Genomic DNA, 15,783 nt, shown 5'->3' with positions numbered 1-15,783 from the left:
TGCAAGATTACATCATATATACTCTCTCTACTCTATTTCCGATACCGCTCAAAATTTCATTGCTAATGGTGCCGCAATGGGAGGCGATTTCGCTTGCCGTTACCGTTTCCTCCCCATCTTGTCCGATTATAGTTACCGTCTCGCCTGCTTGAATCCCTCCAATATGAGTTACATCAATCATTAATTGATCCATGCATACGTTTCCGGCTATTTTGGCTTTTTGGCCTTTTATAAGAACATATCCACCATTCTCGAATAGTGATCGGGGAATACCATCTGCATAACCAATCGAAACGGCTGCAATTTTTCTGTCTTCCATCGGTACATAATTCCGTCCATAACCGACAGGCGTTTCTGCCATTATTGCTTTGACCATAGTGACCTTGGCTTTTAATGAAAGAACAGGGCGCAGATCAACAGGATTCATTATTTGATCGTCTTCCCTGCCAAGCACACCGTAAAGCGCTATCCCTGGACGAGCTAGTCCAAACTTTAGGTCAGAATAGTTAAGAATTCCATAACTGCTCTGCATATGAAGCACTCCAGTGTTAATTCCCTCTGCCTTTAGTTGCTCCGTAACTTCATAGAAACGTTGAATTTGCATCCGCGTATAGGCAATATCCTCTGCCTGCTGACTATCAGACATAGAGAGGTGACTATACGTCCCGGTCACTTGCAAGTTTGCATGCCGATACATCCGCCTAATATGTTCCATATTATCGCAGCCCTCGCCAAGTCTGCTCATACCCGTATCAATTTTGATATGAACCTTTATTTTCTTACCGAACTCATTAAGATCTGCTGCATAATCTGCGCTAATAACCGTTTGCGTCAATCGATAACGTACCAAGTCTTTGAAACGCGCTGGCGAGGTATAGCCTAAAACTAAAATCTCAGCCTTAATCCCTCGTTTGCGCAAAGCGATTCCTTCTGAACATTCCGCTACTGCGAAATGCTGTACACCTTCGTTTGCAAGGAAATCGGCCACCTCTAAGCTTCCGTGTCCATAAGCATTTGCTTTAACTACCGCCATAATGCTGCAGTCTGCAGGCAATAAACGCTGCAGTTCCAATAAATTGTGCCTGAGATGAGTCAGATTCACCTCTGCCCAAGCTCTATGTTTACTACTAGCCGATGTGTTGTTTCTCGACACTGAAATTCTCGCAATGATAGCCGCTACAAGTTTGAATTTGTGGATGCCCCCATAAGCACGGTTAGTTGTCACCATATACACTGCCTTTTTCATGACATACCGTTATAACAAACCCGCTTCTGTTCGTCCCCGACACTTCATAACGATCGAGATTTGTAATGGGCACAGTTGTTAGGCCAGCTTGTCCCAGAACATAATAGATTTCAAAAATAGAACTCCCCTGCTCGAAATATAGATGCTCCTGTCCAAAGCGATGCCGCTCCAAAAAATCGATATATTCTTCTAAGCACAAGTTCCGCTGTTCCATAATCATAGAGTGCGGGAAGCCAACATATCGAAAGTGCCACGGTTCACAGGCTATGTTGGTGATCGTTTCTTTCCCCTCTTTATACCTTTGAATAAACCCATATTCCGCTGATAACTTCTTAAAAGTCAAACACACGCCACTGTCCGGAAAGGATGGACTAATATAATCAACATTTTCGATCCGCTCCCCAACGTCAACAGCAAGTCCCGTTTGATGCTCACTTTCATTCGGGCGGGCTACATAAAGAGCTGTAAATAACGATCCTCTTTCCAGTAAAGTGCTTTCATAGATTTTGCGCTGCTCTTCCTTGGAACGATAACCGCTGACAGCTATGATGTCGTTCATTCCCTGACATGCATCCAATAAAGCGGCTAGCTGCTGCAGACAAGCTCGATCGAGGAACATCTCCCACTGATCTAACTCAAAGCCTTGAGTATGATGGACTGGCTGTAAATCCAACTCTTGCTCTGTCAGCTTAACAGGATGATCGCGGTTAACCAGAATAAGATGTCCACGCTGGATCGCTGCTTGCTCCAGCAGTATTTCATCCATTTTAGTTGAATACGGTTTGCGGGTTGTATACTTAGCACTAACCATTGTCATACGTCTCATGCCTCCGTAACTGCTAGCTGCAGCAGTCGATCAAGAATTTCTGAATAACCGATTCCGCTCGCACGAAGCATATTGGGATATCGAGAATGCGCTGTAAACCCAGGGATCGTGTTGACCTCATTAAATACGATATTCCCCTCCGGAGTAAGGAACATGTCCACACGTGCAAATCCTCTGCAACCAAGCGTTCGATAAATTATCATCGCTGTCTCCTTTACCCTATTCGCTGTATCCGCATCAATACGAGCGGGCAGATGGATTCTCGAAGAACTCAACGTATACTTCTCGGTAAAGTCAAAAAAGTCTCCCGTTAATTCAATCTCATCAACAACGCCGATGATCGGGTCAGCATGCCCCAGAATGGCACAGCCCACTTCAAAGCCATCGATATTTTGTTCAATCACAACTTTGTTGTCATGCTGAAATGCATGTTCGATCCCCTCTATCAGCTGTTGCTCATTGAACGACTTTGTTATTCCTAAAGAAGAACCAGACTTGGCCGGCTTTACATATAGCGGAAATCCTATCTCTTTTGCAGCCTTCACTACTTCTTCCATACTTTCGCCTTTGTACATGGTTAACGATCCCGGTGTGTTGATACCAGCTGCCTGTACTAACGTATGGGCAACCTCCTTGTCCATACATATCGCGGAAGACAGCATATTGCATCCCACAAACGGAATGCCTGCTAACTCCAAAAGTCCCTGCAAGGTGCCATCCTCACCATATTTACCATGAAGTACTGGAAAAACAATATCAATCGGCGTAACGCGATATTCTGTACGGGCTATCTCAATTAACCCTCTCATTTCTCTGCTCGGTGAAATAAAAGCAGGTATGCAGCTGGGATGTGTATGCCAACGGTTATTGCGTATATCTTCGATACTTCCATGATATCTGAACCACGATCCTTCTCGTGTAATGCCGACCAGGACAAGGTTATATTTTTCAGTATCCAAATGTTCAATCACAGAAGCTGCTGAGTTTAATGAAACATCATACTCGTTGGAGCAGCCGCCAAATAGTACCGCAATCGTTTTCTTTTCCATCTTGTAAACCCTCCACAATTGTTATTTAGCAAAGCAAAAAAACCTACTTCTTTTAAGCTTTGTTGTCATCCTTACCGTTCGTAAGCATACAAGAATCTTTTTAAAAAGAGGTAGGGTATCCATTAAGTTTTTCTTAAATTGTGATATTCATGATGCCGAAATGGCAGTCAAATAGATAAACATCATTCGTTTTTCCGTTACCCTTTCATGTCCCTCCCTACCCTTCTTTAATAATTTTTTATTTTTTCTTTCTTCATATTTAAATTAATTATTTCAAACTAGGTGTATATAACTATGGAGGTTAAAACATGAAATCATTAAAGAAACCAGTCATTCTTCTCATTTTAATCATCACTACATTTGCGCTGTACTTTTATATTCAATCAACCCATAAAGAATCTAAGCCTGTTCATGTATCATCTATTAACAAATCTGACGCTCATTCATTAGCTAGTAAACCGCGTATTCAGCCATCCATTAAGAAGCCTACTATTCAAGCGAAGGCAGCTGTAGTCATGGATGCTCAATCTGGAGAGATTCTTTACAGTAAAAATGAAAATACACCGCTTGCCCCAGCGAGTATGTCCAAGATGATGACGGGGTATATCGTACTCAATCAAATTGAAAATGGATCATTGGCATGGAATGATGAGGTTATTGTTAGCTCATATGCTGCAAACATCGGAGGAGCAGCTGTTCAATTGCAAGTGGGTGATCATATAACCGTCCAGGATCTGTTTCATGCTATGTTCATAGCTTCAGCGAATAATGCCTCAGTTGCTCTAGCTGAACATATTTCTGGAAGCGAGGAAGATTTCACACAGCTTATGAATGAGCAAGCACAGCAATTGAAATTATCACCGCGAACTTACTTTGTGAATGCAACAGGCCTTGATAATGAATATGGTGAAGAATCAAAAATGACGGCTTTAGATGTGGCCTTATTAGCACAGCAGTTATTGAATCGGTATCCGGAGTTGGTGGAGATTACGAAGCTTTCATTTTATCAAATGGAGGGTGACGGTTCCGTTCTATATCCGACTAATAAAATGCTTGATCCACAACATTTCGAATTATATATAGAAGGCATGGACGGACTGAAAACAGGATTTACTGATCTTGCAGGCTACTGCTTTGCTGGAACTGCCAAGCAAGGCGATAACAGGCTCATTTCAGTCGTCATGGGAACAGAGTTTGAGGCCACGCGTTTCGAGGAAACTAAGAAATTGTTGATGTATGGGTTCGATAGGCTTCATCTCCCCTTGTCGTGATATATCAACTATTTCGCAGCTAATGTAGGCTCCATCATATGGGCAATATCAGTTATCTACGAGCATATTCATAACCTTTAACCATCGACAAATTGATGTCTATTTATATGTGTTGTATGCTGGCAATGGCAAGATTACTATATCGCAGAGGCTAAAAGGACTGCATATTTCAGAGGCTGATTTTAATGATATTTACATTTTTTCTTGTAGTTACACAATTAATAACGCTGGTTGCGGTTGGATACCTGTTGTTTAGACTCTATAAATGGATTAGAAAGATATAGCTTAGGGTGAAAGGGAGGAGCTAGATGATTATGTCTAGCTCCTCCTTTTTGCTTGTCCTCTACATAACCAACCCAATAGTATGCCTCCATGGAACTGTCAACAGCAAGGCATCTACGCTAACGGACCTCACAGAGTTTAATTCGCTCCTATTCAACAATTTTGATTTCTAACGGTTATCAGCGAGCTTACTTAATGATTTTCGTGCAAATTCAGCTAATTTCTGTGGAATAAGCGCTACCAGAACCGTTAAATTTTAAAATTGCGTGTATTCTTAGAAATAACGGCTATTGTAACCGTTAGAACTTTTCTCAAGCCGAGCGCTTCAAAGGTTTATAGCGGTTCTAATTGCTTTTTATGATTTACCAATTGCAATGGTCCAAGTAATTATTAGCATTACATTCAGTTGAAAAATATACGTACAAGAAGTTATTCGTATAGAAAAAAGCCTGATAAACCAAGGGTCTTGGCTTATCAGGCAAATATACAATATCTCAAACATGTACCATCATTTGTCTCATTTATTGTTGTAATCAGTCTCAACTATAACTATTACTCACACATTCAATACTCTCGCTTAAATCTTATAAGCCTTCATCGCTTTGCGAACTTCTTTCCACGTAGGGCGCTTACCATAGAGCAATACGCCTGTGCGGTAAATCTTCGCTGCCAACCAGCCGAATACAAGTACGGATAGAAGCAGGATAACAATCGATAACCAGAACTCCCACCACTGATATTCACCCAAACCGATACGAAGCAGCATCGAAGTCGGTGTGAAGAACGGGATAAACGATGTTACTTTTACAAGCATCGAGTTAGGCGTAGATACGCTGAACATACCGATGTAGAAAGCAGCCAAGCTTAGGAAGGTAATTGGCAGTACCGCTTGCGCCAAGTCTTCTGTACGGCTGACGATAGAACCAATCGAAGCGTACAATGTCGCGTACAAGAAGTAACCGAACACGTATAGAATCAATCCATAGATAACGAGCATCGGATCGAATTTTGAAATATCCAAATCTAGTCCTTTAAGCGCTTCTTGGTTGTGCGGCAAGAGCAAGTTAATAACCGCTACTGCGATAAACGCCATAATTTGAATCATACCAAGGATAAACATCGCCAAGATTTTACCGAACATTTGCGCCAGCGGCGATACGCTCGTAATCAAGATCTCCATTACACGCGAGCTCTTCTCTTGTGTAACTTCTGAAGCAATCATATTACCTGTCATCTGAATGGAGGTAAAGAACAGAATCAGCAAGGCGAACGTAACAACGAACGATTCAGCACTGAAGGAAGATTCTTCTTCAGCACCTCCTTCCGCTAATTGACCACTTTCGCTTGTCTTCAATTTCTTCGTATCGAAGGAAACGGGTTGGTTCAATTGCTGCTGTTGATCCGCAGTTAGCGAATCTTTTACAATCCATTGTGTCTTCAACACTGTAAGGACACCAGTAATGTCTCCTTGCAGCCCAAAGTCCAGATCTTCCTCACTGTGATACGTCACTTTCGGGAATGCCTGCTCGCCGCCTTGTTCAGCAGCTTCAAACTTCAAGTATCCTGTAATAATGCCTTCTTTTACATCCTTCAACAAACCTTCTTCTGTTGCATTATCATAAGGAACAAGAATGATTTCATTTTGCTTCTGCTTGAATGCTTCTTCTAGCGACTTCTCAATCGCAGGATATGAAGATTTCACGAGACCCACTTTAATCGCTTGGTCTTCTTCATCGAACATCGAAATAATAAACGGCAAGTTCATCACAATCGTAACGATCAAAGCCAATATAGCTGTTGTCATTAAAAATGCCTTCGTCATCAGCTTCGTTCTCAGAGAGAATCCGATTACTGTCCACACATTACGCATTCGACTCGCCTCCTACTGCCTTAATGAAGATATCGTTCAACGTCGGTTCTTTCACTTCAAAGTGCTCTACCGTCGACTGGCTCATCGCCTGCTGCAAAATATGCTGTGCGGAAGACTCATCAGCAATATTGATGATGTAGCCGGTTTCTGTACGATCAACCTGCTTAACGCCAGCAATTTGCTCCAAACCAGCTACTTCACCAGTCGTGCGAAGAATCACTTTCTCACGTGGATATTTCGCCTTCAGATCACGGACTGTACCTTGAAGAACTGCCTCACCCTTCTTGAGGATCGTCGTCTGACGACACAATTCCTCGACATGCTCCATGCGGTGAGTAGAGAACAAAATCGTCGCGCCATTGTCGCGTAATTCTTTAACTGTCTCTTTCATCAATTCCACGTTAACAGGGTCAAGACCGCTGAACGCTTCATCCATAATGATGAACTTCGGATTGTGAACGATCGAAGCGATAAAACCAATTTTCTGCTGATTCCCTTTGGATAGCTCCTCGATCTTCTTGTTGTAGTTCTCAGGCACTTGGAAGCGCTCGAGCCAATACTTCAAGCTCTTATCCGCATCACTGCGGGACATACCGCGCAATTGTGCTAAGTAAATCACTTGATCGCTAACTTTAACCTTCGGGTACAAGCCGCGCTCCTCTGGTAAATAGCCAAACAATTGCTCCAAACCTTTATGATAGGGCTTGCCGTTATAAAGAATTTGACCCGCATCCGGGTAAATAAGGCTGAGCACCATTCGCATTGTCGTCGTCTTACCGGCACCGTTGGCACCAAGCAAACCGTATATTTCCCCTGCTTCTACACTTAGGCTAATCTCATTGACTGCCGTCTTATCGCCATATTGCTTCACGATTCGGTCAAGCTGTAACGTCTTCATCGTCCTAATCTCTCCTCTCATCGTTTACCCATCTACTCTATCTTGCTATATCATAAACAAATTACTTAACACCCTTAATCGATTGCACCATAATCTCATCCAATGGCACCGTCTGAACACGTACTGGCTGAATGTCATGCTCTTGCAAGTAAACTTCAAACTGCGGAATATCATTTACGATGATTCTCACGCCAACACCATCTTGGATCGTATCTTTGATACCAGGTGCACCTTTTAACTGAACAGCCTCAGAAATATTGAACCAATATTCCTTCCAAGCATCGAACAACTCATCTTTCTCCACGAATTGGACAAGTTGGCCGCGATGCAAGAACATAATATAATCGGCGAGGCGCCTTACTTCATCAATGATGTGCGTAGCAATAATAATCGTTCGCTCCCCATCGTCCATGAACTTCTGCAAATCTTCCATTACATATCGCCAGCTAACAGGGTCCAACCCTGATGACGGTTCATCTAGCAGCAGTACATCTGGACGATAGGACAAAATCATAATCAGCTCGCATTTTCGCCGCATCCCTTTGGACATTTTGTTAAGTCTTGTCCTTGGCGGGATCTCGTACTTGGCCATCAGTGTCTGGTAGATCTGCCAGTCCCAGTTCTTATACCAATAGGCATACACCGTAGCTAATTGGTCAGGAGTCTTGTAGTCATCTTCGCTATTAGGCTGCTCTGGCAAATATCCAATCCGCTGCTTCCACTCATAATCATGATCAGCATCGACAATCTGCTGACCGAAATATATATTCCCTTGGTCTGGGTGGGCAAGCCCAATCATCATGCTGAGCATCGTACTTTTGCCTGAACCATTCACGCCAACGATAGCTGTTACACAACCATTTGGAAATTCAACATTCAACGGACCAACTCGTAAATGATCACGGTGCTTCTCCACTGCTTCCAGTGTATAGGCATTCATCATCAGTACCTCCTCCCCCTCAACCTCAGTCATTTCGCATCCGTATTCGTACAATCTCATTAAAAATATCCCGCAATTCTTGTTCATCTATCTGCATTTGCTTAGCAGCATCTATGGCCGCTATGATAGCTTCTTCAACTGCTCGCTTACGAAATTGTTCGCGTTCACCTTGATGAACCGGTGCCACAAACGTACCTGTACCCTGCTTCGTGCGCAGCAGCCCTTCCTGCTCTAAATCTTGATACACACGCCGTATTGTAATGACACTGCAACTTAACTGACCTGCTAGTTCACGAATCGATGGTAATAACGTTCCCGTCTCGATGTGTCCGCTCAAAATTAACGTTTTAAGCTGGCTTTTAATTTGTGCATACAGTGGCTCGCTACTATTCTCATCAAGCTGTATCGGAATGAACATAAGCCGGTTCACCTCCTTTATCGATCTCGCAACTACACGGAGCGTGACACGTCAACCATTCAATGCGTCTATGACGCCAATCTATTTTCGTTCTCAAATCTGAAAATTTCCTTCCTGCATATCCGTTCAAGACAAGTCCGTTCGCCGCAGCACTTGTAAGGATGACTTCATTCCCCAGACAATCGCTTGACTCAACACCACGATCGTTACAATTGCAGTTGGAATCGGCCATTCATTCGTTATATAAATCAATGACTTGAAGATCGAGCCTCCACATAAACTAATAATGATTGCAGCTACCGTATGAATGCCCATAACAAGGAACACGACCCACATATAATTTTTTCCGCTCATTCTCCATTCACAATACGTAAGAAAGACATTTATCAAAACATTGAGTGTTAGACCTATCAGGACAAATAGCACATAGGAACCAATAGTTGTTATTTCACCCAACCCAGTAACGAAATAGCTAACGAAAAAGAAAACAGTACCGTTTACTAGCGCTAGGATACAAAGTTGCAAATATCTAGCACGTACAATTGTTTCAATCCCGATTGGCAAAATACGTTGCTTTATTACATATTTGCGGTAAGAGTCATCTGATAAATAGCGGGTAGATCTGCGATTCATTAAATTCCCTAGGCTTAAAAAAATGAGAACAAGATAGAAATCCATAAGGATGGTCGAGATTATACCGACATCCTTATCAAAAACCATCTGAACCATCGGATAGGTCATAACTGAAAGATACACCATAAACAATAACGTTAACAGCAACCCTATCGGTGATGTTCTAAACTCTTGCTTCACGATGAACCAAGCATCCCGCCAACCTCTTTTCATGAGGAGACACCTACTTTCCTTTCAATCGCACAGGCCACAATTCACTGTGATTACTGTGTATATTGTTATACACAGTATAATGACCTCTATACACAGTCGTCAAGTAGTATTTTCCATCCCCCATTTCACACAAAAAACAACCCTTATCCAAGCAGCCCTCAAGCTGTCTGAATAAAGGTTGTCCCCATTTGAAATATGGAAGTTAGCCGAAAATGGCATCAATAACTGGCTTCGTATGTCCGCCTGGATATAGAATATACAACAACACATACACCATCGTACCCGTAGCCGCTGTAATAAACCAAATTGTCGCTGTAACGCGTCCAAGCTTGCGGTGCTTGTCATACTTTGCTTTGAATCCTAAGTACAAGGTCGTCAATCCGAACACAGCTGCAACGGTCGCCAACACGATATGGAAGAGTAGAAACACCAGGTAGATCGTCTTCAACGAATCTGGCCCGCCCCATGATGTGTTTCCTACGAAAATCGTGCGAGATACGTAAATAATGAAGAACAAAATAGCTGCAATTGCAGCACGCTTCATCGTCCGCTCATGCTCTTTGCGCTTGCCTTTAATAATCTGGCGCCAACCGATCGCAACCAAGATGGCACTAAGTACAATAAAGAACGTACTGATCGTTGGGAATAGTGAGTACATATCCACGATGCATTATCCCTCCTTACAAGTTATCATTCCCATTATATCGAAATCATGCATTCTGCCAATCACTTTTCGGTGTCGAATCTCCGACATCATCATCTTTTCCCTCTCGACGGAACCATCGAGAGAACACATAAGCTAGAACGATACCGTACATCGTTTCTTGTACAAGCTTCATCAAAATACCACCAAGCTGCTGATCCTCTCGTACATCAAACCAGCTAAAAAACTGAGGACCATCAAAGGCTGCCAGCAACGCCTCCGGGCTACCAGATACACAATAGCCCATCGCCGCTGCCCATGTACTCGGATCATTATAGGTCGCATATAACGATTCATCCGCGAAGATAAGAAGCGCACAGGCAGGTGTGATCAGCAAACCATTCAAGAAAATATAGCCCATTTTTTTCACATCGCTAATCAAATTCCATTCTGGGACAGGATTAACGACAGGCCACCACATCATAAAAGCTGCAATATATAGAGCTATATAGTACAGCGTGTGCACACCGTAATTTAGCATTACGTAATCATGTACAGCCGGGATATGATAGAACGAAAATAAAACATTGAATAGGACGGCTGTTAGTATCGGATGCATCATCCACTTCAACTTACGGAGCAGCGGACGATCCAAGAGAAACTTCCACATCCAGTCTGGAATCCCCATCAGTAGTAAAGGGGGGGCAATAATATAACATAACGACATCATGACCATGTGGAAGGTGAACATCAAGTGACCCATCAGATCAATTGGCCCGCCTTGCGATAAATAAATAAGTAGTACACCTGCGATGAAGCTAACTTTTTGTCCCCTTGTTACAGGCTTGGAACCAGGGAACCGATCTCTAAAATAACCTGTTAAACCAAGATACAATACAATAACCAACAACGCGGCAACGAGAAACAAAGGGCTCCATAAATCGGCAAATGAAAAATACTGCTCCAATCCAAACATAGCTGCTTCCCCCTTTCATCAACAAGCTGTCATCGTTTCGCCACATTTAATCTTCTACGGAAAAAGAGGCGGTGCATCGCACCACCTCTTCCTATTATGCTATCGTTCTCGAATAAGCTCTGATCATGCTCTACAAGCGATCAGCACTCATTCAACGTTAAACTTAAAATCGCCTACCACCATACCCAATAAAGAGCCATGACGATACAGGTCAGTGCGACAAAGGCGCCGCCAAGCATAAACACGACAGGCAGTAAATGACCTTTGTCTTTCATATGCATCCAATAGGCCATCTGGATGATAACTTGAAGCACTGCCATAACAAGCAAAATGATGATGATAAAGGTTGCATTCACTTCAGCTACAGAAGCAACGGCAGCAAACGCAATCAGTGAAAGTACGATGGAGAAAATAAACGCAACAACGTGCTTTTGTCGCCCTTCGTGCTTATGACGACGATTTGAATGGCTAGAAGACGATTGTTGTTGTGACGCCATCGTCTACACCACCCTTCCCATTAGGTAAACAACTGTGAAGATGAATACCCACACAACGTCGATGAAGTGCCAGTAAATAGCAGACACATACACCTTTGGAGCCGTTACAAGGTTCAAACCCTTCTTCTTCACTTGAATAATTAGAAGCGTGATCCAAAGGACACCGAATGCAACGTGAGCGCCGTGGAAACCAACTAACGTATAGAAGGCGGTACTAAACGCACTCGTCGTAAAGTTGTGACCATGGTGTATATACTCAACGAACTCGTAAATCTCTAGTCCTAAGAAAGAAAAGCCCAATAGAACGGTTACGATAAGCCACTTAATCAGATCCTTCACTTTATTCTGATGCAGCGCCTGAACAGCGAACACACTAGTAAGTGAACTGACAAGTAGGATAAGCGTAGCTGCTCCAACGATCGGGAGCTTGAACAGTTCGGCAGCAGTAGGACCGTCGCCGACCTGATCACGAAGAGCAAGGAATGTTGCGAATAATGTACCGAACAACACTGCCTCTCCGCCAAGGAAGAGCCAGAAGCCGAGTACTTTGTTGCGACCCTCCAGGGTCGCATTTTCCGGTTGATGAGGCCATTCGCCTTCTACGTGATGACCGTGTGCACTCATGCTCTTCCCCCCTTGTCTTCGAGCTCTTCCACTTCAATATGATAGCCAGGATCATCATAGACGGAACGAAGGAACATACAACCAAATGTAATACCCAGTCCAATGATCGAAACAATATAGTTATTGAACAAGAATCCTAGAATTGCATTATCAAACGGATCTCTTCCATACATAAATCCGAAACCTGCAATGAACAAACCGACTGACATAAAGAACGGAAGAATGGTTGGAGAAGGCATATGAATGGAAGCGAGCGGCTCAGCTGGAGTCATCTCCTTGTTGCCATCCATCTTCTCTTTCCACCAAGCGTCATAGCCGCGCACTAGCGGAGTCTGCTTGAAGTTGTATTCTGGAGGAGGCGAAGGAATCGTCCACTCCAACGTACGACCGTCTTCCCACGGATCAGCTGGCGCATTTTTAGGCTGACGGGAAGTAATGAAGATGTTCCACAAGAACATAAGCGTTCCGATACCCATCATAATCGCACCGACTGTACTAATCATGTTCATCGTGTCAAAGCCTTGATTCGGCAGATACGTTGCGACACGGCGCGGCATACCGATCAAACCAAGGAAGTGCTGGACGAAGAACGTCAGCTGGAAGCCGATAAAGAACATCCAGAACGTTGCCTTACCAAGTCCTTCATACAATGTGCGACCGAACATTTTCGGCCACCAGAAATGCAATCCAGAGAATAGACCTAGCACCAAACCACCTACGATTACGTAGTGGAAGTGAGCAACAACGAAATACGTATCGTGGAACTGGAAGTTTGCCGGCGCTGACGCCAACATAACCCCTGTAACTCCACCCATAACGAAAGTCGGAATAAATCCAATTGCATACAAGTTCGCTGCTGTGAACTTAATCGATCCGCCCCACAGCGTAAAGATCCAGTTAAAGATCTTAATACCTGTCGGTACAGCGATCAACATCGTCGCAATTGAGAACAATGCGTTCGCTACTGGTCCGAGACCAACCGTGAACATGTGGTGTGCCCAAACCATGAAGCCTAAGAATCCGATAAGGATCGTTGCGAATACCATCGAGCTGTATCCGAACAAACGCTTACGAGCAAATGTGCTGAGTACATCAGAAATGATACCGAATGCTGGCAATATCAAAATGTAAACTTCAGGATGTCCGAATATCCAGAAAATATGCTGCCAAAGTACAGGGTTACCGCCCAAGGCAACGTTAAAGAAGTTTCCGCTGAATAAGCGGTCGAACATGAGCAAAATAAGACCTACTGTAATAGCAGGGAATGCGAACAAAATAAGTGCAGAAGTGATGAAGGAAGCCCATGTGAACATCGGCATCCGCATGTACGTCATTCCTGGTGCACGCATGTTAATAATGGTAACCAAGAAATTAATACCACCAAGGAGCGTACCTAGACCCGATATTTGAAGCCCAATCGTGTAAAAGTCTACCCCGTGATGCGGACTATATTCGGTATTCGCTAATGGTACATACGATGTCCAGCCTGCGTCAGGAACATCCCCTACGATCCAGCTCAAGTTGAGCAAAAGGCCACCGAACAAGAACGTCCAGAAACCAAGGGAATTCAAGAACGGGAACGCTACATCTCGCGCACCGATCTGCAATGGGACAATCGCATTCATTAAGGCGAATATAATCGGCATGACACCGAGGAATATCATCGTCGTGCCATGCATCGTAATCAATTCATTAAAAGCTTGTTCACTTACTAAATCATTAAGCGGCTTAATTAACTGAATTCGGATCAAGATCGCTTCGATACCGCCAATGCCGAAGAACAAACCGCCGGCAAGGAGGTACAAAATGCCGATCTTCTTATGGTCGACCGTCGTAAGCCAGTCCATAATACCGGTGTACCGCTTGACTGTATGTGCTGTATGAGCCAAGGCCGTAACCCCTCCCCTAGAAGATGCTTATTTCTGTTTCTTACCTATGCTTATTCTTCGACGTTAGGAATACCATTGTTGATCTTTTCAAGTGAATCCAGCTTGTAATTAGCCAAATAGTCTACGATCTGATCGAGCTCTGGATCAGTCAATTTAATGACACCCATCTTATTGCCCGGTTTCACATCGTCCGTTTCTTTAATCCATTTGCGCAAATGATTTTCGATCTTCGCCTGATCAAGGGTCTCTGAAACATTCTCACGGTTAAGCAAAATACCGCCTATCGCTTCTCTGCTTCCTATCCCCTTCAAGTTCGGCGCTGTCTTAGGCTCATTCTCAACGGCATGGCAAGACAAGCAGCTTTGCTTAAATACTTCAGATACCGCTGCATCACCTGTAAACGGCTTAGCTGGAGCCTGCATCTCTTTCACCCAAGCATCAAATGTATCTTGGCTGACTGCCTTTACTTTGAAATCCATATACGCGTGAGAAGGTCCACAAAGCTCGGCGCACTTACCACGGTAAACATTCTCTTCCTTTGCATCAAAGTGCATTTTATTCTTGTTGCCTTTATCTAAGCTGTCTGTGCGGTTGGTGTCCATCTTACCAGCAAGGGAAGGGATCCAGAAGGAGTGGAGCACGTCTTTCGTGCTGAGTTCTACTGCAATTTTCTTGTCAACGGGAATAACTAAATCTTGTGCGGTTCTAATCTTGTACTCGGGATACTCGAATTCCCACCAGTACTGATGTGCTGTTACCTTTACTTTAACTGCATTCTCGTCTTTGCTATAATCCTCGGCAAAGGCAAATACATACTTCAATGTTGGAACAGCCAGGATAACCAAAAGGATAATCGGAATAACCGTCCAAATGATCTCCAACTTATGACTGCCTTCTACCTGCTTCGGAATCGACTTATCGCCTGGCTTCCGACGATAGCGTACGAGAACGTAGAGGGAAAGTCCGAATACGATCACCACTACGCCTGTCATAATACCAATCGACAGCTTCATCAAGTCGAACTGCGACTGTGCAATCGAACCTTGCGGGTTGAGAGTCGATAAATCCTCACGACCACAAGCGCTTAAAAGCAAGACGAGCCCGGCTAACAGCGGAAGAAGACGCTTACTAAACTGCCACCGTTTCATCATTCATCAACCCCACTTTGTACTTTTTCGTTGATGCTGATTAGGGTATTTTTGCTCTGCATAAGCTTATCCTCCATTACTCCATACGTGTGCTATTACTTCAAATAGAAATAGACTTGCGATAGATGCAATAAACGATGAAGCTACTGGCTGATTCACGTAACCATTTGACGGCCCATTAGCTGGCTCTTCGCGCATTCCAAGCTAGCAAAAGGACACGATCAATTTCAGCGCTGATGTCACAACCCTGTCAATAAATGCAATCACTCACCTAAATATAATTTCCATATTTTTATTTGTCAACGATTACCTACTAGTTCACAAAGTGTTCAAATATAGGATAATACCGCTCAGCAAAAG

Annotated in this window: 15 protein-coding genes; 1 reads left to right on the top strand and 14 read right to left on the bottom strand. The window is 43.5% G+C overall.

The genetic code is table 11. The features are described 5' to 3' along the window. Window positions 1-7 precede the first annotated feature (7 nt). The 3 genes from vanT to vanG are packed head-to-tail and all read right to left on the bottom strand — an operon-like array spanning window position 8 to window position 3,121. Window positions 8-1,228, bottom strand: coding sequence for a serine racemase VanT catalytic subunit (gene vanT / locus NQ117_RS15750; RefSeq protein ID WP_258278971.1), 1,221 nt, complete (start codon window positions 1,226-1,228; stop codon window positions 8-10). Next, the gene (locus NQ117_RS15745) at window positions 1,215-2,063 is read right to left on the bottom strand and encodes a D-alanyl-D-alanine carboxypeptidase family protein (RefSeq protein WP_258278970.1); all 849 of its coding nucleotides are present in this window, start codon (window positions 2,061-2,063) and stop codon (window positions 1,215-1,217) included. The genes vanT and NQ117_RS15745 overlap by 14 nt, the downstream gene beginning before the upstream one ends. Before the next feature lie 5 nt (window positions 2,064-2,068). Beyond that, window positions 2,069-3,121 (bottom strand): D-alanine--D-serine ligase VanG, encoded by a 1,053-nt coding sequence (gene vanG / locus NQ117_RS15740; RefSeq protein ID WP_258278969.1) that lies wholly within the window; start codon window positions 3,119-3,121, stop codon window positions 2,069-2,071. 308 nt (window positions 3,122-3,429) lie between these two features. On the opposite strand from vanG, the gene NQ117_RS15735 reads away from it, so the two are divergent. Beyond that, window positions 3,430-4,392, top strand: a complete 963-nt coding sequence (locus NQ117_RS15735; protein WP_258278968.1) for a D-alanyl-D-alanine carboxypeptidase family protein — start codon at window positions 3,430-3,432, stop codon at window positions 4,390-4,392. Window positions 4,393-5,251: 859 nt separating this feature from the next. Here the strand turns inward: NQ117_RS15735 and NQ117_RS15730 are convergent. The 11 genes from NQ117_RS15730 to coxB form a co-directional block, all read right to left on the bottom strand. Beyond that, the gene (locus NQ117_RS15730) at window positions 5,252-6,544 is read right to left on the bottom strand and encodes an ABC transporter permease (protein ID WP_258278967.1); all 1,293 of its coding nucleotides are present in this window, start codon (window positions 6,542-6,544) and stop codon (window positions 5,252-5,254) included. Continuing rightward, window positions 6,537-7,442, bottom strand: coding sequence for an ABC transporter ATP-binding protein (locus NQ117_RS15725; RefSeq protein ID WP_258278966.1), 906 nt, complete (start codon window positions 7,440-7,442; stop codon window positions 6,537-6,539). Before NQ117_RS15725 ends, NQ117_RS15730 begins: the two co-directional genes overlap by 8 nt. 61 nt (window positions 7,443-7,503) lie before the next feature. Next, window positions 7,504-8,385 carry an ATP-binding cassette domain-containing protein gene (locus NQ117_RS15720; RefSeq protein WP_258278965.1) on the bottom strand — a complete coding sequence of 294 codons (882 nt, stop codon included), beginning with the start codon at window positions 8,383-8,385 and terminating at the stop codon, window positions 7,504-7,506. 22 nt (window positions 8,386-8,407) lie between these two features. Next, on the bottom strand, window positions 8,408-8,800 hold the full coding sequence (locus tag NQ117_RS15715; RefSeq protein WP_258278964.1) for a GntR family transcriptional regulator: 393 nt from the start codon (window positions 8,798-8,800) through the stop codon (window positions 8,408-8,410). Between the two features lie 126 nt (window positions 8,801-8,926). Continuing rightward, window positions 8,927-9,646: a hypothetical protein gene (locus tag NQ117_RS15710; RefSeq protein ID WP_258278963.1), complete on the bottom strand. Its 720-nt coding sequence runs from the start codon at window positions 9,644-9,646 to the stop codon at window positions 8,927-8,929. Between the two features lie 202 nt (window positions 9,647-9,848). Continuing rightward, window positions 9,849-10,310, bottom strand: a complete 462-nt coding sequence (locus NQ117_RS15705; RefSeq protein ID WP_258278962.1) for a DUF420 domain-containing protein — start codon at window positions 10,308-10,310, stop codon at window positions 9,849-9,851. 46 nt (window positions 10,311-10,356) lie between these two features. Next, window positions 10,357-11,265, bottom strand: a complete 909-nt coding sequence (gene ctaG / locus NQ117_RS15700) for a cytochrome c oxidase assembly factor CtaG (RefSeq protein WP_258278961.1) — start codon at window positions 11,263-11,265, stop codon at window positions 10,357-10,359. Window positions 11,266-11,438: 173 nt separating this feature from the next. After that, on the bottom strand, window positions 11,439-11,762 hold the full coding sequence (locus tag NQ117_RS15695) for a cytochrome C oxidase subunit IV family protein (protein WP_028596729.1): 324 nt from the start codon (window positions 11,760-11,762) through the stop codon (window positions 11,439-11,441). A 3-nt stretch (window positions 11,763-11,765) separates the two neighbouring features. Further along, window positions 11,766-12,386, bottom strand: a complete 621-nt coding sequence (locus NQ117_RS15690; RefSeq protein ID WP_028596730.1) for a cytochrome (ubi)quinol oxidase subunit III — start codon at window positions 12,384-12,386, stop codon at window positions 11,766-11,768. Then, complete coding sequence (gene ctaD / locus NQ117_RS15685; protein ID WP_258279067.1) at window positions 12,383-14,233, bottom strand: cytochrome c oxidase subunit I; 1,851 nt, start codon at window positions 14,231-14,233, stop codon at window positions 12,383-12,385. Before ctaD ends, NQ117_RS15690 begins: the two co-directional genes overlap by 4 nt. Before the next feature lie 92 nt (window positions 14,234-14,325). Continuing rightward, window positions 14,326-15,426, bottom strand: coding sequence for a cytochrome c oxidase subunit II (coxB, locus tag NQ117_RS15680; protein WP_258278960.1), 1,101 nt, complete (start codon window positions 15,424-15,426; stop codon window positions 14,326-14,328). Between the last annotated feature and the right edge of the window lie 357 nt (window positions 15,427-15,783).

This window comes from Paenibacillus sp. SC116, assembly GCF_024733555.1.
GTDB lineage: Bacteria > Bacillota > Bacilli > Paenibacillales > Paenibacillaceae > Paenibacillus_B.
This window is presented reverse-complemented; position numbering and strand designations above follow the sequence as displayed.

Excerpts from the sequence above, each read along its gene's own strand:
- vanT (WP_258278971.1), bottom strand. The coding sequence starts at position 1,228 with ATGGTGACAACTAACCGTGCTTATGGGGGCATCCACAAATTCAAACTT.
- NQ117_RS15745 (WP_258278970.1), bottom strand. The coding sequence starts at position 2,063 with ATGACAATGGTTAGTGCTAAGTATACAACCCGCAAACCGTATTCAACT.
- vanG (WP_258278969.1), bottom strand. The coding sequence starts at position 3,121 with ATGGAAAAGAAAACGATTGCGGTACTATTTGGCGGCTGCTCCAACGAG.
- NQ117_RS15735 (WP_258278968.1), top strand. The coding sequence starts at position 3,430 with ATGAAATCATTAAAGAAACCAGTCATTCTTCTCATTTTAATCATCACT.
- NQ117_RS15730 (WP_258278967.1), bottom strand. The coding sequence starts at position 6,544 with ATGCGTAATGTGTGGACAGTAATCGGATTCTCTCTGAGAACGAAGCTG.
- NQ117_RS15725 (WP_258278966.1), bottom strand. The coding sequence starts at position 7,442 with ATGAAGACGTTACAGCTTGACCGAATCGTGAAGCAATATGGCGATAAG.
- NQ117_RS15720 (WP_258278965.1), bottom strand. The coding sequence starts at position 8,385 with ATGATGAATGCCTATACACTGGAAGCAGTGGAGAAGCACCGTGATCAT.
- NQ117_RS15715 (WP_258278964.1), bottom strand. The coding sequence starts at position 8,800 with ATGTTCATTCCGATACAGCTTGATGAGAATAGTAGCGAGCCACTGTAT.
- NQ117_RS15710 (WP_258278963.1), bottom strand. The coding sequence starts at position 9,646 with ATGAAAAGAGGTTGGCGGGATGCTTGGTTCATCGTGAAGCAAGAGTTT.
- ctaG (WP_258278961.1), bottom strand. The coding sequence starts at position 11,265 with ATGTTTGGATTGGAGCAGTATTTTTCATTTGCCGATTTATGGAGCCCT.
- NQ117_RS15695 (WP_028596729.1), bottom strand. The coding sequence starts at position 11,762 with ATGGCGTCACAACAACAATCGTCTTCTAGCCATTCAAATCGTCGTCAT.
- NQ117_RS15690 (WP_028596730.1), bottom strand. The coding sequence starts at position 12,386 with ATGAGTGCACACGGTCATCACGTAGAAGGCGAATGGCCTCATCAACCG.
- ctaD (WP_258279067.1), bottom strand. The coding sequence starts at position 14,233 with ATGGACTGGCTTACGACGGTCGACCATAAGAAGATCGGCATTTTGTAC.
- coxB (WP_258278960.1), bottom strand. The coding sequence starts at position 15,426 with ATGATGAAACGGTGGCAGTTTAGTAAGCGTCTTCTTCCGCTGTTAGCC.